Source organism: Deinococcus malanensis (assembly GCF_014647655.1).
Classification (GTDB): Bacteria; Deinococcota; Deinococci; order Deinococcales; family Deinococcaceae; genus Deinococcus; species Deinococcus malanensis.
Genome location: NZ_BMPP01000002.1, coordinates 272485 through 291451 on the forward strand (window position 1 = coordinate 272485; position 18967 = coordinate 291451).

15 protein-coding genes are annotated in these 18967 nt (G+C 65.8%); 11 read left to right on the forward strand and 4 right to left on the reverse strand.

The features are described 5' to 3' along the window. Positions 1-24 precede the first annotated feature (24 nt). Both IEY49_RS03715 and IEY49_RS03720 read right to left on the reverse strand, forming a co-directional pair. On the reverse strand, positions 25-480 hold the full coding sequence (locus IEY49_RS03715; protein ID WP_189004673.1) for an acyl-CoA thioesterase: 456 nt from the start codon (positions 478-480) through the stop codon (positions 25-27). Next, positions 477-803, reverse strand: a complete 327-nt coding sequence (locus IEY49_RS03720) for a 4a-hydroxytetrahydrobiopterin dehydratase (RefSeq protein ID WP_189004675.1) — start codon at positions 801-803, stop codon at positions 477-479. The genes IEY49_RS03715 and IEY49_RS03720 overlap by 4 nt, the downstream gene beginning before the upstream one ends. 359 nt (positions 804-1162) lie before the next feature. Between IEY49_RS03720 and mutS the strand changes: the two genes are divergently transcribed. Next, positions 1163-3718 (forward strand): DNA mismatch repair protein MutS, encoded by a 2556-nt coding sequence (gene mutS, locus IEY49_RS03725; RefSeq protein WP_189004677.1) that lies wholly within the window; start codon positions 1163-1165, stop codon positions 3716-3718. 70 nt (positions 3719-3788) lie between these two features. On the opposite strand, the gene IEY49_RS03730 is transcribed toward mutS, so the two are convergent. Then, positions 3789-4196: a hypothetical protein gene (locus IEY49_RS03730; protein ID WP_189004679.1), complete on the reverse strand. Its 408-nt coding sequence runs from the start codon at positions 4194-4196 to the stop codon at positions 3789-3791. A 466-nt stretch (positions 4197-4662) separates the two neighbouring features. On the opposite strand from IEY49_RS03730, the gene IEY49_RS03735 reads away from it, so the two are divergent. Continuing rightward, complete coding sequence (locus tag IEY49_RS03735; RefSeq protein ID WP_189004681.1) at positions 4663-6006, forward strand: DUF2254 domain-containing protein; 1344 nt, start codon at positions 4663-4665, stop codon at positions 6004-6006. Between the two features lie 103 nt (positions 6007-6109). Here the strand turns inward: IEY49_RS03735 and IEY49_RS03740 are convergent, their stop codons facing one another. Continuing rightward, positions 6110-7189, reverse strand: a complete 1080-nt coding sequence (locus IEY49_RS03740) for an alpha-hydroxy acid oxidase (protein ID WP_189004682.1) — start codon at positions 7187-7189, stop codon at positions 6110-6112. 386 nt (positions 7190-7575) lie between these two features. Between IEY49_RS03740 and IEY49_RS03745 the strand changes: the two genes are divergently transcribed. From IEY49_RS03745 to gltX, 9 genes are all read left to right on the forward strand, one after another. Beyond that, positions 7576-8427, forward strand: coding sequence for a hypothetical protein (locus tag IEY49_RS03745; protein ID WP_189004683.1), 852 nt, complete (start codon positions 7576-7578; stop codon positions 8425-8427). Positions 8428-8558: 131 nt separating this feature from the next. Further along, positions 8559-9029: a TlpA family protein disulfide reductase gene (locus IEY49_RS03750; protein ID WP_189004684.1), complete on the forward strand. Its 471-nt coding sequence runs from the start codon at positions 8559-8561 to the stop codon at positions 9027-9029. Positions 9030-9142: 113 nt separating this feature from the next. After that, positions 9143-10537 carry an FAD-binding oxidoreductase gene (locus IEY49_RS03755; RefSeq protein ID WP_189004685.1) on the forward strand — a complete coding sequence of 465 codons (1395 nt, stop codon included), beginning with the start codon at positions 9143-9145 and terminating at the stop codon, positions 10535-10537. A 57-nt stretch (positions 10538-10594) separates the two neighbouring features. Then, positions 10595-12250 (forward strand): DNA mismatch repair endonuclease MutL, encoded by a 1656-nt coding sequence (gene mutL, locus IEY49_RS03760; protein ID WP_189004686.1) that lies wholly within the window; start codon positions 10595-10597, stop codon positions 12248-12250. An 87-nt stretch (positions 12251-12337) separates the two neighbouring features. Then, the gene (locus tag IEY49_RS03765) at positions 12338-12802 is read left to right on the forward strand and encodes a hypothetical protein (RefSeq protein ID WP_189004687.1); all 465 of its coding nucleotides are present in this window, start codon (positions 12338-12340) and stop codon (positions 12800-12802) included. Between the two features lie 138 nt (positions 12803-12940). Continuing rightward, positions 12941-14785 (forward strand): ATP-binding protein, encoded by a 1845-nt coding sequence (locus IEY49_RS03770; protein ID WP_189004688.1) that lies wholly within the window; start codon positions 12941-12943, stop codon positions 14783-14785. A 181-nt stretch (positions 14786-14966) separates the two neighbouring features. Then, a complete protein-coding gene (locus IEY49_RS03775; protein ID WP_189004690.1) occupies positions 14967-15671 on the forward strand; it encodes a hypothetical protein in 705 nt (234 codons plus the stop codon). A gap of 84 nt (positions 15672-15755) precedes the next feature. Further along, positions 15756-17453 (forward strand): thiol-activated cytolysin family protein, encoded by a 1698-nt coding sequence (locus IEY49_RS03780; protein ID WP_189004691.1) that lies wholly within the window; start codon positions 15756-15758, stop codon positions 17451-17453. Between the two features lie 60 nt (positions 17454-17513). Further along, complete coding sequence (gltX, locus tag IEY49_RS03785) at positions 17514-18953, forward strand: glutamate--tRNA ligase (RefSeq protein ID WP_189004692.1); 1440 nt, start codon at positions 17514-17516, stop codon at positions 18951-18953. Positions 18954-18967 lie beyond the last annotated feature (14 nt).

Below are 18967 nucleotides of genomic sequence, written 5' to 3' on the forward strand. Positions count from 1 at the left end.
GACGACAAATCCGCTGCCATCGACTCAGAACCCAAAACGGGTGGCCACGTCAGTGGGCGCGCGTCTGGGCCGGCCGGTCACCGGGTCCACCCAGACCCAGTCGGTCCGGCATTCCACCAGACGCTGAGGTTCAGCGCCTGTCAGGCGGTCGATGGTATAGCCACGCACACTGCGCAACCCGGCATGTTCCAGCAGCGCCGTGCGTACCCGCAGCACCTCACCCAGCAGGGCCGGGCGCAGATAGGTGATGGTGTGCTGGCGCGCCACCGGTACAGCGCCCAGGGCTGCCAGAGCTGCAGTACCCATATCCAGGCGCAGTGCATGTGCACGGGCAACCGCCTCACACCACGACAGGTACACGGTGTTGTTGACATGGTCCAGATCATCGAGGTCAGAGGCCTGTACGGTGCGCTGCATCTCGTGCCGGCGCTCGGCGGGCAGCGCTTCCCAGGGAAAGTCCAGACCCGGAAATGTGGTCAACGGTCCTCATTCAGCAGGTCATTGACGGCCTGCGCGCCGTCGAGGTCCAACATGGTCACGCCTCCTGCGTCGTGGGTAAAAAAAGTCACCCGAACTCGGCGGTACTTCAAGTGCAGATCGGGGTGGTGCCCGCGCTGCTCGGCCAGGGCTGCGACCTTCACCACAAAGTCAAGTCCAGCCTGATAGGTCTCGAACGCAAAGTCCCGGAACAGCTTGCCCTCGTCGCCCCACCAGCCGTCGGGCTTACGCTCCTGCACGTCACCGTCGGTCAATTTGCGCTTCGGGTCGTAGGCCATGCGCGGGTCGTAAGGGTGGTAGCTCATGGCTTCATGTTAGGGGAGTACCCATTACCCCCGTCTCCTTTGCGACCCGGTTCAGTTGCACACAACCGAAAGAAGGGTCACAAAAAAGTAAGGAAATTTAACTTACAATCAGTTTCATATCAGAAATCGAAGAAGAGAGGTGCCTCATGACTGTATTTCTCCGTCGCCTGTTCCGTGGTCGTTATTCTGTTGCCCGTAACCGGCCGGCACCTGTACCGCCGCCCATCACCCACCTGGACCTGCTCAGAGCACTGGGCTGTGACGAGTAGACCGGCAACCTGACCACCCGATAACAGGGGCTCGCGGAATTCCGCGTCCATTCGCGATCTGTGCGCTGCCGTCCCGGTATTCTGGCGCCCATGCGAGCAGCGCAGAGTGTACTTAAGGGGACCGGGTCAGGCGCGCTGCCACCCATGCTGGATCAATACGTACGAATGCGCGACGAAGTCGCGCAGCAGCTGCCTCACGCCATCCTGCTGTTTCAGGTGGGCGATTTTTACGAGACCTTCGGTGAGGACGCTGAGCGGACGGCCCGGTTGCTGGGTCTTGCGCTGACGCACAAGACCAGCAAGGAATTCAGCACTCCTATGGCTGGCATACCCGTGCGGGCGCTGGATCAGAACGTCGAAAAGCTCCTCTCGGCTGGAGTCTGCGTGGCGGTGGCCGACCAGATGGAAGAGGCCGGAACAGGTCTGGTGGACCGCAAGGTCACTCAGCTCCTGACCCCTGGCACCGTGACCGAGGAGCGGCACCTGGGGGCCGACGAGAACTATCTGGCGGCGGTGGCCACGGGGGACGGCTACGCCCTGGCCCTGCTGGACGTCAGCACCGGGGATTTTCGGGCAGCGGCTTTTCATACCCGCGCGGCGCTGTATGACGAACTGGGCCGCCACCGTGCCCGCGAGGTGCTGCTGGCACCGGAACTCTCCGGGAACCCGGCGCTGCTCTCGGACTTTCAGGGGCGCTTCCCGGTCATGCTTTCACCGGCCAACTTCGCCGAGGAGGCCAGCCGGGCAGAACTGCACCGCACCCTGGGCGAGGTCCCTGGGTCGCTGAACTCGTCGGCACTGGTGCGGGCGTGTGGGGCCGTCCTCGGGTACGCACGTATGGCCCAGCAGGGGCAGCTGGACATGGTCCGCCGGGTGGTGCGTTTCGAACCCGGCGCCCAGATGCGCCTGCCCGAAGCCGCCGTGCGGGCACTTGAGCTGTTTCAGGCCCATTCCCCGCAGGGCGTGACCCTGATGGACGTGCTGTGCCAGACGCGCACAGCAGGTGGAAGAAGACGGCTGCGCGCCTGGCTGCGCTCTCCCCTGCTGGATGAGTTGAGCATCCAGGCCCGGCTCGACAGCGTGGAGGCCCTGACCCGCGCACCGGACCTGCGCGGCAGTGTGCGCTCGCTGCTCTACCGTGCCCATGACCTGGAACGTCTGGCTGCCCGGGTGGCGACCCGGCGCGCGTCCCCCCGTGAGGTGGCGTCCCTGGCGCGCACGCTGGACCTGTTGCCAGACGCGGTGACGCTGCTGGCCGGGCAGGACGGCCTGCTTGCAGGCGTTCACACCCGGCTTTCGTCCCTGCCGGACGTGGTCACGCGGATCCGGGCGGCGATGGTCGACGACCCACCGCTTCGGCTCGGAGATGGTGGCCTGATCCGTGAGGGCTTTCACGCCGAACTGGACGACCTGCGTGCCGGGGCCCTGCGTCACAGGGAGTGGCTGGCGCAACTGGAGATCACCGAACGTGAACGCACCGGCATCTCAAGCCTGAAGGTCGGGTTCAACAACGTCTTTGGCTACTACCTGGAAGTCACCGGGCCTCACCTCAGCAAGGTGCCGTCCGATTACCGGCAGGTGGCGACCCTCAAGGACCGGGCGCGCTTTACCCGCCCGGACCTGCGCGAGCGCGAGCGCGAGATTGCCCGGCTGGAAGCGGCGGCCAGCCGCCTGGAAGTGGAGGTCTTTACCGAGCTGCGAGACGCCCTGTCGGCCCACGCCGAAGCGCTGAGTGAAGCGGCCGGCGCGCTGGCCGAACTGGACGTTCTCTCGGCCCTGGCCGAACTGGCTGTGGAAAGTGGCTGGACCCGGCCCCAGACCACGGACGGCCAGACCCGGCTGGTGCAGGCGCGCCACCCGGTGGTGGAACGGTCGGCCGGTGGGCGCTTTGTGCCCAACGACGCGCAGCTGGGTTCAGGCCGCCACACCCTGCTGCTGACCGGGCCGAACATGGCCGGCAAAAGTACCTATCTGCGCACTGTGGCCCTGTGCGCGCTGCTGCATCAGATCGGCTCCTTCGTCCCGGCTGACCGCGCGCAGCTGCCGGTGTACGACGCGATTCATACCCGCATCGGTGCCTCGGACGATCTGGCGGGCGGACGCAGCACCTTTATGGTCGAAATGAGCGAGCTGGCGACCATTCTGCACGGCGCTACGCACCGCAGTCTGGTCATTCTGGATGAGGTGGGCCGGGGTACCAGCACCCTGGACGGGCTGGCCATCGCGCACGCCGCGCTTGAACATCTGCATACTACCCGGGCGCACACGCTGTTTGCGACCCACTATTTCGAGCTGACACGCCTGGAAGCGGATTTTCCGGGGCTGGTCAACCTGCATGTGGCTGCCGAGGAGGACGCGGCCGGCTCGGGCGGGCTGACCTTCTACCATCAGGTGGTGCCTGGAGCCGCGCGGCAGAGCTACGGTGTGGAGGTCGCCCGTCTGGCCGGGTTGCCTGCCCCGGTGACCCAGCGGGCGGCGCGGCTGCTGACCTCGCTGAACGCCCGGGGCGACGACCGCCGGCTGATCGGTGAACTCGCGGCCCTGGACCTCAGCCGCCTGACGCCGATGCAGGCGCTGGAGATCCTGCACGGCTGGCAGCGGGCTGTGGTAGAGGAATCACCCGAAGCGGTTGAAGGCCAGGCGTGAGCTCGGGCGCCGCCAGAGCGGCTGAGTCGGCCGCCCGGACAGCTATGCCCCGCGCGTGACAGACAAATTTCTAAGCACCCTCCGGCTGAAACACGAGTGTAGGCGCACAGTAATCGTGCCGGCCGGAGATCCAGACCCGGTAGAGTCCAGGCTCTTCCAACGAGACTTCTGTGGAGTCAAGCGATCCCGGGGCCATCTGCGAATAGATATTCGCACCCTGCTTGGCGCGGTGTTTGCGCAGTTCAACCTTCAGGTCGCAGTCGCTGTACCGGTCAAATTCCATATCGTCCGGATAGGACACAAGAACCCGGTACTCCTTGTCTGCAAGGCGCATGGGCACATTCTCGCCCTGCACCGAATTCAACACGACAGCCGGGACAGTGGTGTAGTTGTTGTCTGTGGGCAGCAGGGTACCGTCGGGGTCTCTCTTCTGGCAGGCGACGAGAACCAGGAGACAGGCCAGGGCAGCACGCTTCATGCGGATCAGCTTAAACCGTTCACAGGGTGCGAACAGCGGGGCAGCTTTATTTACCGCAGTGGAAAGGCGTTACCCCGGCAAGAACCCGGAGTGCTCTGGCCAGTGAGCGCAGACTGGCCATCGGATGCAGTCATTCTCTGATGCGGTGTACGTCCTGCTGCGCCCGACTGAGCGGAACCACGGCGATCACAACTTCACCAGCACTTCAATGTGCAGTAAGGCGAGCCTGGTAAAGGCCATCCACAGCCAGTGCTAGGGTGGCAGCATGCAGGACGGCACCCCGGGCAACTTGATCAACCTAATGCGCTCCCTGTCGGGCTACGATTGCCCCGGCCCCACGGCCCTGGCTGGCCGGTCAGGGCGAGCGGCCGCAGATGACACGATCTAGGTTCAAGGCCCACGAAGGTAAGGGCCTCCCCAGAGGAGGTACCTGGCGGATCCGCCCCACATCGGTGGTGCAGGGCTGATGCGCTCCTCTGCCTACTCGCGGCTCGCAACTCGCCTGAGAGACATGCTGCACAGCCTGTGGTTCCTGCCCAGCCTGATGGTCGTTCTCTTCGTGCTGCTGGCTGTGCTGACCATCCGGCTGGAGGGGTTGATGCCTCAGTCTGGTCGGAACCAGCTGATCACATTTCCCGGAGGCGTGGAAGGCGCCCGGTCCCTGCTGAGTGCAATCGCGTCGTCCCTGTTCGGCGTTGCAGGTACGGTCTTTACGATCACGATCACCGCGCTGAGCATTGCGTCGGGTCAGATGGGTCCCCGGCTGATGGAGAGCTTTACACGTGACTGGCGCAACAGCGTCTCTCTGGGAATGTTCCTCGGAACCGTCTCCTATACATTCACGATCCTGCGGTCGGTTCCCATCGGTCAAAGCCAGCCGGAATCCGTCCCGCATCTGGGCGTGCATCTGGCACTGCTGTTTACGTTCATCAGCATCATTGTGCTGATCTACTTTATTCATCACGTGGCCACGAGTATCAACGTGGGGTACGTCATACGCTCGGTTCACGACGACCTGCACCGGACGCTGACCACCCAGACGGTCCAGGGACAGCGCCATGACCAGCAGCACCTGCTTCCACCGGAATGGACAGGTCAGGACATCGTGTCCGCCCCACGGAGCGGGTACCTCCAGAGTGTTGATACAGATGCCCTGGTACATCTGGCTGTCAGCCACGGCGCGACCGTCTGCCTTCTGGTCAGACCGGGAGATTTCGTCATGAAGGGCATTCCGGTCGCCTGGGTGACACCACGGGCATGTAAGGGAATCACGCGCACGATGACCATCGGGCGGAGCCGCACGACCAACCAGGACATCGAGTATGCAGCCCGGAAACTCGTGGAGGTCGCCTCCCGGGCCCTGTCTCCGGGGACGAACGATCCGTACACAGCCATGACGGTCCTGGATCATCTCGGTGACGCCCTGGTCTCCCTTCAGGAGCGTGGCCTGATCAATGGACAGTTCGAGCACGAAGGCCAGGTACGGCTGATCATGCCGCAGCCCGGGTTCTCCGGAATGGTGGAGACCATGTTCAACATGATCCGGCAGTACGGCAGGACCCACCCAGCCGTGATGATCCGCATGCTCGAGGTGCTCACCCGGGCGGCGGCGGTTCTGGTGGATCCGGACCGGCGAAGTGTTCTGCAGACGCACGCCGACCTCGTGTATACCGAAGCGCTTGAACATACCGAGGCCCAGCACGACCGCGATGCCCTACAGCGGCGATATCAGCGCTTCGTCGACGTCTGCCATGACAGGCGAAAATTGACAGACCCGGCGCGGCCACTCCCTGTCCAGATTCATGAGTGAGCGCCCCTGGGTCAGATGACCGGAGTCCGTGCACCGGCACCAGACGTTGCACGTTTCGTGAAGGTCAGGGCCCGGGCTGGCGCCGGTAGTGCTGAAGTGGTCTCTAAGAGGTCGGCCGGAGCACTTCCGGCCCAAGATCAGCCAGACGCACCTTGCCGCACAGAGCCATGGCCAGCTGCAACTCCTCGCGCAGAAGTTCCAGGGTGTGCCGCACTCCAGCCTCGCCAGCCACCGCCAGCCCGTACAGCGGCGCGCGTCCCAGGAACACTGCGCGGGCGCCCAGGGCCACGGCCTTGAGTACATCGGTCCCACGGGTGATGCCACCGTCCAGGTAGATCTCGGCTCTCCCCTGGACGGTATCAACGATTTCAGGCAGGGCTTCCAGCGGGGTCACGGCCGTGTCCAGCTGCCGGCCGCCGTGATTGCTGATCCAGACATGCCCGCCTACCTCCACGGTCAGCGCCGCGTCTTCGGCGGTGTGAATGCCCTTCAGGACAATGGGCAGCCGCGTCACCGAGCGCAACCATTCCAGGTCCCGCCAGTTCATGCTGGGATCGAACAGCGTGTTCAGGTAACTCAGGTCATCCAGGTGCTCGGTGCCGGGTTGCCGCTGACCCACGTTGGGGAGGCTCATGCCTTCAGGCAGGTGCAGCGGCGAGCGCAGCATAACCTCACGGCGGCCCAGGAACGGCGTATCTACCGTCAGGACCAGAGCGCGGGCTCCGGCGGCCTCGGCGCGCTGCACCAGGGCGCGGCTGACCTCGCGGTCGCGGTACAGGTACAGCTGGAACCACATCCGGCCATCTGCCGCCTGCGCCACAGCCTCGATGGGTTTGTGGCTCATGGTGCTGAGGGTCGCCAGGCTGCCGGCCGCCGCCGCCGCGCAGGCCGTGGCAACCTCGGCTTCCGGATGCACCAGGCCATGCATGGCGCACGGAGCGATCCCAACGGGAAAACTCAGGGGCAGGCCCAGGACCTCGGTGCTCAGGTCAATGTTCGACACGTCCACCAGGACTCGCGGGCGCAGCCGAATGTGGGAAAAGCTGGCGCGATTGGCGCGAAGCGTGTGTTCGTCGTTGGCGCCGCTGGCGTAATAATTCAGCGCGTCCGGTGGCATGACCTGCCGGGCGGCAGTTTCCATATCGGTCAGGTTAAGCAGATCGGGCAGGTGCGGAGCAGTCATAAGGCCTCCTGGTGTGGGGAACCGGGGTGTAGCACGCACCGCATGCTGGCACATCCGGGCACTCATTCCGGTGCAGCGGCGCAGCCTGGATCTTTCGGCCAGTCCCAGGAAGCGTGACGCCGATGGGGCAAGCCGGAGGTCAACTTTCGCCCTGGCCTCCTGTCCATGGGGCCCTGCACCACGCCACACCATCTTCCGGTCCATCTGCCGGATGCAGGGGTTACTCGCGCGAAATACTGCCACCTGCTTTGATTAAGAGGCCTCCTGCACCCCATCTCCAGGCAGAATTATCACGAGTAACAAGGTCTGTAACGGACTTGAATGAAATTTCTATTTAAAATAGAAGATACGCGCCATCGCCGCCTCATTCACAAAGGGACCCTGCCATGTCACTGACCGTCGAAAAAAGCATCAAGCTTCGCCTTCTCGTGCTGGTGGCCCTGCTGGGCAGCTGCGCCTTTGTCGCCGGCTCTGTTTTGGGGTGGCCCCTGGGACTTGGGCTGATCGTGGCGGCGGGTGCTGGCGTGCTGCTGTCTCCCAGTTGGAGCCTGGCACTGGGGCTGGTTCTGGCCTTCGTCACGGCCGTGGCCTGGCAAAGCGGCAGCCTGCCTGTGCCTGAAGGCGCCTCAGGCACGCACTGGCTGTGGCTGATCGGTGCGGCGCTGCTTCCTCGCCTGGGCAGTGAAGTGGCCCATCAGGCACGCGGGGCCCAGGCCATGATCACCCAGCAGGCCCAGCTGCTGACCCGGCAGACCGAACTGCACCCGGTAACCGAACTGCCGGGCCCGGGTCTGGCCCAGATGTTCGTGGGCGTGCTGCAGGCGGAATACCAGCGCTCGGGTGGGCAGGGCGCCGCCATGGCCGTGAGGATCACCGATCTGCCGGTCGCCCGGCAACTGTACGACCCGACCGAAGTCGCCACCACCCTCCGCCGGGCGCGTGACGCGGTGCGGGGCGAGCTGCGGGCCAGCGACTGGATGTTTCAGCTGACCGACGAGCTGTTTCTGGTCATCGCGAACGTGGGGCACGAGCCCGACGGTCACCTCGCCATGGCCCGCCGGGTGGCAGCAAAGGTCAACCGCGTTCACCGCATTACCATGCAGACGCAGGTCATGCTTCTGCCGAACGACATGGCTTTCCCCGCCATGCTGGACCATCTGCTGGGCAAAACGCCGTTCGTACCGCCGGCCGACGAGTCCGTCCAGACGATCACGACCACGCCGTTGCCAAAAGTCTGAGGCCAGGCTCCAGGGGTCAGAAGCGACGTCCCTCGTCTGCAAGCGCGCCATGACACCTGTGAGCTACACACGGCTGCCGGGTCTGGTTTCCCGGCAGCCCTGTTCGTTGAATGCTCAAGGCGGGATGCACCATGCTGGCGAAACTTCACTGCGCCCTTCGCCGTAATCCGGAGCAGATGCCTGTGCAGATCAGACTTCCCCGGTTCCTGGGCCCCCTGATGGATCAACTCGTCGCCGCGAGCGGACCACGACCGGGCGAAACCATTCCCCCTCCCCCCTCGCTGAACCTGACGCGGCGCACCCTGCTGTACTTCAAGGCCGAGGCGTGCGTCGGGTGCGATCAGATAGACCTGTTTATCGGCCGGCTGGCGGCGACCGCTGGGGTTGACCTGCGGGTCATCGATGCACGCCGTGGCACCCTTCCTGACCATGCCTATGGAGAGCAGCTGGTGCTTGACCGCGGCGCAGAACTTCGCAGGCAGTACCGGGTTCGCGTATTTCCCACACTGGTGCTGACCAGTGTCGCCGGGAAGATCGAAGGTGCCCTGGTGGGCGGCCCGAAGGATGAGGCCCAGATCAGCGCCCGGCTCGGCCTGACCTGAGGACGGCCGCGCAGGGTAAAACCGGTTTGAGTCCGTGGCTCTCTTCTCTGGGTGGAGTCATCCGGCCTGTCGATGCCACCCTTCCGGAACCGTCTGTGCGCCATGATGGTCACATGACTCCCGAAGCCCTGTCCGCGCTGCGCGCCCGTTTCGGGGAGCAGTTCAGCACCGTACCAGCGGTTCTGGATGCCCACAGCCGGGATGAGAGTGGCCTGGAACAGATGCGGCCCCACGCGATCGTCTTCGCCCTCTGTGAGGCGGATGTGGTGGACGCCCTGGCCCTGGCCCGTGCCCACGAATTTGCGGTGGTGGCATTTGCAGCCGGCAGCAGCCTGGAAGGCCAGCTGATTCCCCTGCAAGGAGGCCTCTCCCTGGATGTCAGCGGCATGAAAGAGGTGGTGGACGTGCAGCCCGCCGGATTCCAGGCAACCGTACAACCGGGCGTGACCTACCCCGAACTGAACCGGCTGGTGCGGGCACAGGGGCTGTTCTTCCCGGTGGACCCGGGGGCAGAGGCCAGTCTGGGCGGTATGGCGTCCACCAATGCCAGCGGCACGGGCGCGGTGCGCTACGGCACCATGCGCGACAACGTGCTGGAGTTGCGGGTGGCCCTCATGGACGGCCGGGTGATCCGGGTGGGCAGCCGGGCGCGCAAGACCAGCGCCGGCTATGACCTCAAGCACCTGTTTATCGGGGCGGAGGGCACGCTGGGGGTCATTACCCAGCTCACCGTCAGGCTCTGGCCGCTGCCGTCGCACCTGGTCGCGCTGCGTTGCCCTTTTCCCAGCGTGGAGGCCGCCGCCGCCTGCGCCGTCAGTGTCATGACGGCCGCCCTGCAACCCGAACGACTGGAGCTGATGGACGCCGAGGGCTTGCGGGCCGTCAACCTGCACAAGGGCACTGCCTTTCCCGAACACCCCACCCTGTGGATCGAACTTGCCTCCCCCAGCGCGGCGGCCCTGGAAGAAGCCCTGACCCTGTGCTGCGAGCTGTGTCTGGATGCCGGCGCCCAGGAGGTCGGGGTGGCCCGGGGCGCCGCCGAACGGGCCGCCCTGTGGGAAGCCCGTCACCACGCGTTCTATGCGCTTAAAGCGCTGTACCCCGAGCACACCAGCCTCAGCACCGACCTGTGCGTGCCGCTGCAGCATCTGCCCGAAATTATTGCCTTTACACGTGCGCAGGTGGATGGGGCCGGCCTGCACGCCAGCCTGCTGGGCCACGTGGGGGACGGCAACTTTCATGTGCTGTTCCATGCCCGCCCGGACGACCAGGACACCTGGACCCGCATCGAGGCGGTCTATGACCGGATGATTGCGCAGACGCTGGCTCTGGGAGGAACCTGCAGCGGTGAACACGGGGTGGGCCTGCACAAGCGCCGCTTTCTGGCCCAGGAGCATGCAGGCGCCCTGGAGCTGATGCGGGACCTCAAAGCGTTGCTGGATCCGCGGGGGCTGCTCAATCCGGGCAAGATCCTGCCGGATCCGGAATCGGGCGCTGCGAGCGAATAAAACGCCCGGCGCAATCACCGCAAAGGAGGTGCGCTAGCCTCAGGGCGGACCTTACCTATGAAGATTCACGTCCTGCCACCGCATGTTGCCCGCCTGATTGCTGCGGGCGAGGTGGTGTCGCGCCCGCTCGACGTGGTGCGGGAGCTGCTGGACAACGCCCTGGACGCCGGAGCCACCCGCGTGGACATCGAGGTGGAGGGCGGCGGGCTGGCCCTGGTCCGGGTGCGCGACAACGGCTGTGGGATCCCGGCCGACATGGTGGTCCTGGCCCCCGCACGCCACGCGACCAGCAAACTGGCTCCCGAGGAGGGCGCCGTGACCCGGGTCACGACGCTGGGCTTCCGGGGTGAAGCGCTCTGGGCTGCAGCCCAGGCCGGTGAGCTGGAACTGGTCACCCGTCCGGCCCAGCAGGTCGGGGCAGCACAGGTGCAGGCCCACGGCGAGGAGCTCCGTGTCTCGCGCACCTCGGCCCCGGCAGGCACCACGGTCACCGTGCAGCGGCTGTTTGCCCACCTACCGGCCCGGCTGAGAACCCAGGCGCCGCCCGCTACGGAAGTCCGGGAGATCACGGCGCTGATCGGGCGCTATGTGCTGCACCATCCAGGCCTGCACTGGCGCCTGACGGTGGACGGGGAAGCCCGCCTGACGCACGCGCCTTCCGACCACCGGGGCGCGGTGGCCAGCGTGTACGGTCCGCTCAGCGCCAACCGGGTTGTGGGTGTGGACGCTCCAGGGGTGCGCGGCGTGGTGTCCCGCCCGGAACTGACCCGGGCGCGGCGCGACCGGATGCATTTCAGTGTCAACGGCCGGCCCGTGCAGGCGGCCCCCGAACTGGAAAAGGCCGTGATGGAAGGACTGGCCGAACTGATTCCAGCCGGAGTGGCGCCGCTGTGCGTGCTCGACCTCACCGTCGAACCCGAGAACCAGAATCCGAACGTCCACCCCGCCAAACAGGTCGTGGCCCTTGCCGATCTGGCCGAAGTCGCTTCCCGGGTCCGCGAAGCGGTGGCGCAGGCCCTGGCAGGTCAGCCGCTGGCGCGCGGCGCGCCGGCGCTGCGTCCGCCCACCGAGAACGAAACGACCCCGCGGCACAGCAGCTTCCCGCAGCTCACGCAGGTGGGCCTCTATCAGGACCTGTACCTGCTGGCCCAGGGCGAGGGCGACCTGTGGATCGTGGATGCCCACGCCGCCCACGAGCGCGCGCTGTATGAGCAGCTGTCCCGTGACCTGACGGCAGCTCCGCCGCATGAACTTCCGGAGCCGGAACTGCTGCATCTGACTCCGGGACAGCTGGCGCGGTTGCACGAACGGGCGGCAGAACTGCGCGGCTGGGGGCTGACCATCGAGGACTTTGGTGCCGGGCTGGCGCGGCTGCGGTCCGTTCCGGCCACGCTGGCCGCGCTGCCCGTTCCCCGGCTGCACGAACAGATTGTTGAAGCGGCACTTGGCGACGGCCCGGACCCCCGGCGCGACGTGTTGGCCAGGCTGGCCTGCGCACCGGCCCTGAAAGCCGGCATGCTTACCCTGCAGCTGGGCGAGCAGGTTCTGGCTGCCCTGAGCAGCTGCGAGCAGCCCTGGTCGTGCCCGCATGGCCGCCCGACCACCCTGCGTCTGGCCGAGCGTGATCTGGCGCATGCCTTTGGCCGGCGCGGCGTGCGCGACGTGGCCCGTGGGCGCGACGCGGCCGAGCCGCCCGTGATGCCCGGGCGTTAGCGGGACATGCTGCCGGGCTGGTTGGGCGCCCAGGGTCGGCTAAACGTGCGTGCGGTTGCCCGACCCTCCCACTAGACTCGGTGCGCCATGCCTCGTTTCCTTGCGCTGCCGGCGCTTGTGTTCATGTCTGCTGCTCAGGCAGCTCCAGCCAGCTTTCAGTTGAAGCTGGCGACTCCGCCGGGCACGCAGTCCATCGCGCTGGTGACGCATCCGGCGCAGGCGATTGCGCAGAACGTGACGGCCGGGCCCGGCGGCGCCGATCCGAAAGCCGAGTTCACGGTGGAAAGCGACGGCTGCCTGAGCTACTCGTACTTCGCCAACCCCGGGTCGGCCTCCCGGTACGGCCGCAAGGATCTGTGCGGCTTTACCCGGAGTGGCCTGAAGGTCAAGGTGGTCAACACCGCTCCTAAACTCGGCCAGTGGACGGTCGTGGCGTACCTTACCAGTGCCCGGGGCCAGCAGGTTCCGCTGCGGATTCTGGCCAGCGTCACGCCCTGGAAAGCCGCCGCACCACCGACCCTGCGGCAGGTCGTCCCACCTCTAAATCCCTAAGGCCGAAACGGTGAGCCTCAGGCTGTGCCTGCCACACCGATGATGTGCGGCAGGCACAGGCGCCGTGGGTTTATTTCCCGGGACGGTTCTGTCCACCCGCCAGCCCCTGAACAGGGCATGATAGGTGGGGGCGCAAACATGGTTGAGGTGTTGTTGCTCGGCAAATCCAGTCTGTATCTGGAGGGGCAGCCGGTCACGCTGCCGACCCGTAAGGCCTTTGCGCTGGTGGCGTACCTGGCGTTGGAGGGGGCGACCTCCCGCGCCGTGCTGGCCGAGCTGCTGTGGGGCGACACGGACGAGGAGCGTGCTCGTGGCCACCTGCGGCGCGAACTGCACCGGCTGCGCCAGTCGCCTCTGGGCCAGCTGCTGGTCACGTCCACCGACGCGGTGGCGCTGGACCCGGGTGGCCACACCTGCGACGTGCCGGCCTTCGAAGCCCACTGCCAGGACGACCAGCACGGCGCCGCCCTGGCCCTGTGGCGGGGAGAATTCCTGGAGGGGTTCGACCTGCGTTGTGCCGCAGAATTCGAGGCCTGGGTGATCCGGCGGCGCGAGGCACTCACGTCCACCCGGCAGGCCCTGCTGTCGTCGTGCGCCCGGGCCGAGGAGGAAGCCGGACAGCTCCGCGCTGCCCTGGCCCTTCGCCAGCAACTCCTGCGCGGTGATGAATTGGCCGAGCCCCACCATCAGGAGGTGATGCGCCTGCACGCTCTGCTGGGCGAGCGTGGAGCAGCGCTGCGGCAGTTCGCGCGGTTGCGGCAGGTGCTGGCCGACGAACTGGCGCTGGAACCACTGCCGAAAACGGTGGCGCTGGCCCAGGAAATTCTGCGTGGCACGCCCTCCCCCGTGCTTCCCTCGTCCCTTCCTGCGCTGGTGGGCCGCGAACGTGAATGGGCCCAGCTGGAGGTGGCCTGGGCACAGGGGCAGACGGCTTACCTGTGCGGCGAGCCGGGCATCGGAAAAACGCGGCTGATGCTTGACTTCGTGGCCTCCAAGGGCGCCTCGGTGCCGAACAACGGTCGTCCCGGCGATGTTGGGGTGCCGTACGCCTCCATTGCGCGGGGCCTGCGTCGCATGTTCGAGCGGCAACCTGGTCTGATCAGAGAACTGGCGCCCTGGGCCCGCCGGGAACTGTCGAGGCTGATCCCCAGCCTGTGGGACGAGCCGCTCCCGCCGGTCTCGGCACACGAGGACCGGCTGCGCCTGTTCGAGGCTGGCATGGCCCTGCTGGCCCTTGGCACCCGTGACCGGGTGGCCCTGACCACCGACGACCTGCATCTGTTTGACCCCCAGAGCTTCGAGTTCGGCAGTTGCTTTACCGCCGGGCCGCCGGTTCCCCCCTGGCCGCCGCTGCGGGTGCTGGCAACCTTTGAGCGCGGTGAACTGTCCAGTGCCGCGTGGCAGGCCGTGCAGATGCAAGTCGACCGGAGGGCGGCGGTCCTGATCGAGGTGCAGCCGCTGTCGCGCGCGGCCCTCGCAGCGCTGCTGCAGGGGCTGGGCCTGCCCGCCGCACAGGCGGCCGAACTGTGCGCGCCGCTGCACCGCTATACCGGAGGCAATCCGCTGTTTGCCCTGGAAACGGCACGGCATCTGCTGGACCAGGGCCAGCTGATTCAGGGTTTGCCTGCCCAGCTGCCACCGCCTGGAAAGACCGGGGCCATCCTTCAGCGGCGGCTCGACAACCTGCCGGCGGGCGCCCTGCGGCTGGCACAGGTGGCGGCGGTGGCGGGCAGTGCCTTCAGTCTGGAACTGGCCGCTCAGGTGCTCAACACCGATGCCCTCGCCCTGACACCCGACCTGCAGACGCTGAGTCAGGTGGGGCTCTGGCAGGGGGAATATTTTGCCTACGACCTGATCGCGGCGGCTGTGCTGGCCGGGCTGCCGCTGGCCAGTCGCCGCCTTCTGCAGGCACGGGTTCTCTCGGCGCTTCAGGAGAACACCGTCCGAAGTCCCGCGCAGGTCGAACCACGTCTGATGTCCTGAGCGGCATTAGAACAAGCCCGGGACACCCGTTAACCGGGCATACCTGCCGCTCCCGTTACTCAGGTGCCGGGGCGCTGATCCCTATGAGTTACTGCTGGGCAGCGCTTTGCCACGCTGTTGCCACGCCCACATTCCTAAGCTGTCCTAAATCCACAGAACTACTTCAAGGAGAGGTGCAAGGATGAAGGTGATTCGGCAAGGCAGGCGCAGGGCAGTTGTGGGTGTGCTGATGCTGGGCATGGCCCTGGCTCAGACCCAGTCAGGCTGGAATGTAGTCATCAATGGCCGGCCAGTTTCAGGCCGCGCCATCGTGGTGGGCGGCAAAACCTACGTCCCTCTGGACGCCCTGCGCGCCTCGGGCATCACCGCCACCACCACGCCGGGCACGCTGAGCCTGACCCTGCCCGGAGCCGCGCGTCCGGCGACCGTCCCTCAGGCTCCGGGGGGCACCAATCAGGCCAATGCGGTAGAGGGCTGCGTCGGTGAGCAGCTGTTTAACGGCGTCCTGCGGCTGCGGGTGCAGAAGGTCGAGGACCTGGGCCGGCAATGGGGCGTGACCATCGAGGTTCGCAACGGCACCAGCAAACGGCTCAGCACCACCGCGGCCACCGGCATCGATATCTACAGCGAGGAGCTCAGTCTGTCCACCACCGACGGCAACACCCTGACGAATTCCAGTGCCGGGGACGCCTGGTCTCTGGCGATCCGGCAAGCCCTGCCCCCGGGCGGAGGCTTCGTGGTCCGCAAAGAGTTTGGCAAGCGTGGCGAGGGACAGCCACAGAAACTGGTGTTCATTCTGGACCCGAAAGCCAGAAGCCGTGACACGGCCCTGCGCTACACCGTCGCAGACCCCAGTTTCCGCGTGCGCCTCGACTGTCAGCGCTAAAGCCAGAGCTGAACATCACCTGCCGCTGCAGGACGCCGCATTCAGCGTCCTGTGCCGTCACTACTGCATTTCTGGAGGATTCCCATGACCGACCTTTCCCCCCCTGCCCGGTTCCGCGCCGCCTCTGCCCACGCCGGATGGACCCGGCGAGCGACCTGCCTGCTGGTCATGACCGCTTCTGTGCACTCCTGGGGAGGCGCTCAGGTGCGGCCCCTGCCGGTACAGCCTGTGCAACCGGTACGCCCTGCGCCAACCATCGTTCAGCCGCTGCGGCCCCTGCCCATTGCGCGGCCCATGACCCTGCGGCAGCTCGATCAGCTGCCCAGGGCAGAACTGATGAACATGATCACGCAGGCCCAGATTCAGTTCACACAGATTCCCCGGCGCACTTTCATCATTCCTGTGATCGCATCCCCCATCACCAAAGTTGGCGCGCCGGTCAACGTGGTCCAGAACACGCCAGGTGGACCCATGGCCTGTTCTGTCCAGCGGTATAGCCTGCGCGCCGCCCCTCCTGAACACGCCATGAAAACACTGGATCAGGACAAGCTGTGGGTGGGCTCATTGGTGCGGACCGCCGGCCTGGAACTGGGCAGCATGACCGCCATCAATATTCCCGAGGAACGCCGCCACCCCTACCGAATCACCTCAACATTGCCCGTCGTGTCCGGCTCGGCGACCATTCAGCCCCACCAGACGGCCTACAATCTGGCGGTTGCGGGGGTGCGTCAGGGAATGGTCGGAAATCCCTTCGGGTCTACCGTCCGTTATGAGCGAACCGAGCAGAGCAGCGCCGAAACCTCTGCCCTCAAGCTGGGCCTCAAGGCCGGTGGCATCGGCTACAGCGTCAAGGCCGCCGGCAGCTACAGCACGGAGAACCGGCAGAACCGTGTGTCTGCCGTCTTTGTGCAGAACGCGTTTACCATGAATGCTGATCTGGGCGGGCGCACGGCTGCCGAAGCGTTCCTGAAGAGCCCCACCGCCGAGGATCTCGCCGCCGTGACCGGCCCCAGTGCCTCAGCTGCGTACATCGACTCCATTACCTACGGCCGGCTGCTGTTTGTCGAAATGACCAGCAGCTATACCTCGCAGCAGATGAAAGCAGCACTCGACGCCTCGTATTCAGGTGCCAGCGCCAGCGTGCAGGCCGAAGCAGAGAAAGTGCTGAGCGACAGTCGTTTCAATGTGTACGCCGCAGGCGGCAACGAGCAGGCCATTGTCGATCTGATCCGCACCCAGAAACTGGCCCAGTACTTCCAGAACACGTCCGACCCGCGCACCCTGGTACCCATCAGCTTCACGGCCCGCAATTTTATGGACGGCACCTACGCCGCGTCCTCCAGCACGGGCGAGTTTGCCGAATCGGTGTGCAACCCCAACAGCGTGAAAGCGACTGTCCGGGTCTCGTACCGGTCCATCGAGCCAGAAGACAACCGCTATGACGACGTTTACGGAGAAGTCGCGGTGAACGGCACTCAAATCTGGCGTCTCGGGTCAGGCGACCGGGTGGATCTTTACAAGGGACAGACGCTCAACCTGAATGGTTTAAGCAGCCCTCTGACCCTCAATTACGGGGAGACGCGCACCATGACTCTGGTTGGCCGCCTGATGGACTGGGATATGACTGGAGACGACGTGATCGGCATGTGGAATGAGGTCATCGACCTGCGGGCCGTCGCCGAAGAACTCAGATCTACCGATCTGGTCCGCCGTGAGTTCCGCAAACGGGGCTCAGACGACGCCGACGGGGTCATGATCGTGGAGTTTATCCGTAACAACTGACCTTCAGGCGGGAGGGGCGCGCTGGACGGAGGTCCTGCCGCGCCCCTTATTCTGTTCGTTATGTCTGTCGTGACCCGCATTGCTCCCAGCCCGACCGGTGACCCCCATGTGGGGACCGCTTATATCGGTCTGTTCAACTACACCCTCGCGCGCCAGGGCGGCGGGAGGTTCATCCTGCGCATCGAGGACACGGATCGCAATCGCTACGTGCCCGACAGCGAGAAACGCATTTTTCAGATGATGCAGTGGCTCGGACTGACCCCCGACGAGTCCCCGCTGCAGGGCGGAGAGAACGGCCCCTACCGCCAGTCCGAGCGCTTCGACCTGTACGGCGACTACGCCCGTCAGCTGGTGACTTCCGGTCATGCCTATTACGCCTTCGAGACCCCCGAGGAGCTCTCCGCCCTGCGGGAGGCGGCGCAGGCCCAGGGGCGTGTCATCGCCATTCCCAGCCGCGAGCTGGACCCGGCTGAGGCTCAGCGCCGGGTGGAGTCGGGCGAGCCCGCCGTGATCCGGCTCAAGGTGGACCGCGGGGGCGAAACCGTGGTCAATGACCGCCTGCGCGACCCCATTCATTTCCAGAACCGCGAGATCGACGACAAGGTGCTCCTGAAGGCCGACGGCTTTCCCACCTATCACCTGGCCAACGTGGTGGATGACCGCTTGATGGGCGTGACCCATGTGGTGCGCGCCGAGGAGTGGATCACCAGCACGCCCATCCACGTGCTGCTGTACCGCGCTTTCGGCTGGCCGGAGCCGGTCTGGGCGCACATGCCGCTGCTGCGCAACGCAGATAAAAGCAAGATCAGCAAGCGCAAGAACCCCACCAGCGTGGAGTGGTACCAGCAGCAGGGCTTCCTGCCGGAGGCCATGCTGAACTTCCTGGCGACCATGGGCTGGACCCACCCGGACGGCCTGGAGGTGTTCGATCTGGACGAGTTCGCGCGGGTCTTCCGCCTGGAGGACGTCACGCTGGGCGGCCCGGTGTTCAGTCTGGACAAGCTGCGCTGGTACAACGGCAAATACCTGCGCGAGGTGCTGGGTGAAGACGAGGTGGCGCGGCGCCTGCACACCCACCTGTCGGGTCAGAAGGTGGAATTGCCCGGCGTGAGCGGGGTGGAAGACCCCTACTTCCGCGCCGTGGCCCGCCTGATGACGCCACGCATCGAGGTCTTCTCAGACTTTATGGACAAGACCGCCTACTTCTGGACCGATACCTACCCGGTGGACGAGAAGGCCCAGAAAGCCGTTGAAGGAGGCCGTGCCCTGCTGCCGGACCTGGCCTCGCGCCTTAAGAACCTGCCCGGCTTCGACGCTGCGAGCATCAAGAGCGCGTTTCAGGCCTATGCCGAAGAGCAGGGCCTGAAGCTCGGCAAGGTCATGCCGCCGGTACGCGCCGCCGTGGCCGGCACCATGGAAAGCCCCGACCTGCCGGACCTGCTTGAAACGCTGGGCCGTGAGCGTGTGGTTTCGCGGATCGAACGCGCCGCCCGCAGCTGAAACCGCACAGCACC

Coding starts and splice junctions, on each gene's coding strand:
- IEY49_RS03720 (WP_189004675.1), bottom strand. CDS start 803: ATGAGCTACCACCCTTACGACCCGCGCATGGCCTACGACCCGAAGCGC.
- mutS (WP_189004677.1), top strand. CDS start 1,163: ATGCGAGCAGCGCAGAGTGTACTTAAGGGGACCGGGTCAGGCGCGCTG.
- IEY49_RS03730 (WP_189004679.1), bottom strand. CDS start 4,196: ATGAAGCGTGCTGCCCTGGCCTGTCTCCTGGTTCTCGTCGCCTGCCAG.
- IEY49_RS03735 (WP_189004681.1), top strand. CDS start 4,663: ATGCGCTCCTCTGCCTACTCGCGGCTCGCAACTCGCCTGAGAGACATG.
- IEY49_RS03740 (WP_189004682.1), bottom strand. CDS start 7,189: ATGACTGCTCCGCACCTGCCCGATCTGCTTAACCTGACCGATATGGAA.
- IEY49_RS03745 (WP_189004683.1), top strand. CDS start 7,576: ATGTCACTGACCGTCGAAAAAAGCATCAAGCTTCGCCTTCTCGTGCTG.
- IEY49_RS03750 (WP_189004684.1), top strand. CDS start 8,559: ATGCTGGCGAAACTTCACTGCGCCCTTCGCCGTAATCCGGAGCAGATG.
- IEY49_RS03755 (WP_189004685.1), top strand. CDS start 9,143: ATGACTCCCGAAGCCCTGTCCGCGCTGCGCGCCCGTTTCGGGGAGCAG.
- mutL (WP_189004686.1), top strand. CDS start 10,595: ATGAAGATTCACGTCCTGCCACCGCATGTTGCCCGCCTGATTGCTGCG.
- IEY49_RS03765 (WP_189004687.1), top strand. CDS start 12,338: ATGCCTCGTTTCCTTGCGCTGCCGGCGCTTGTGTTCATGTCTGCTGCT.
- IEY49_RS03770 (WP_189004688.1), top strand. CDS start 12,941: ATGGTTGAGGTGTTGTTGCTCGGCAAATCCAGTCTGTATCTGGAGGGG.
- IEY49_RS03775 (WP_189004690.1), top strand. CDS start 14,967: ATGAAGGTGATTCGGCAAGGCAGGCGCAGGGCAGTTGTGGGTGTGCTG.
- IEY49_RS03780 (WP_189004691.1), top strand. CDS start 15,756: ATGACCGACCTTTCCCCCCCTGCCCGGTTCCGCGCCGCCTCTGCCCAC.
- gltX (WP_189004692.1), top strand. CDS start 17,514: ATGTCTGTCGTGACCCGCATTGCTCCCAGCCCGACCGGTGACCCCCAT.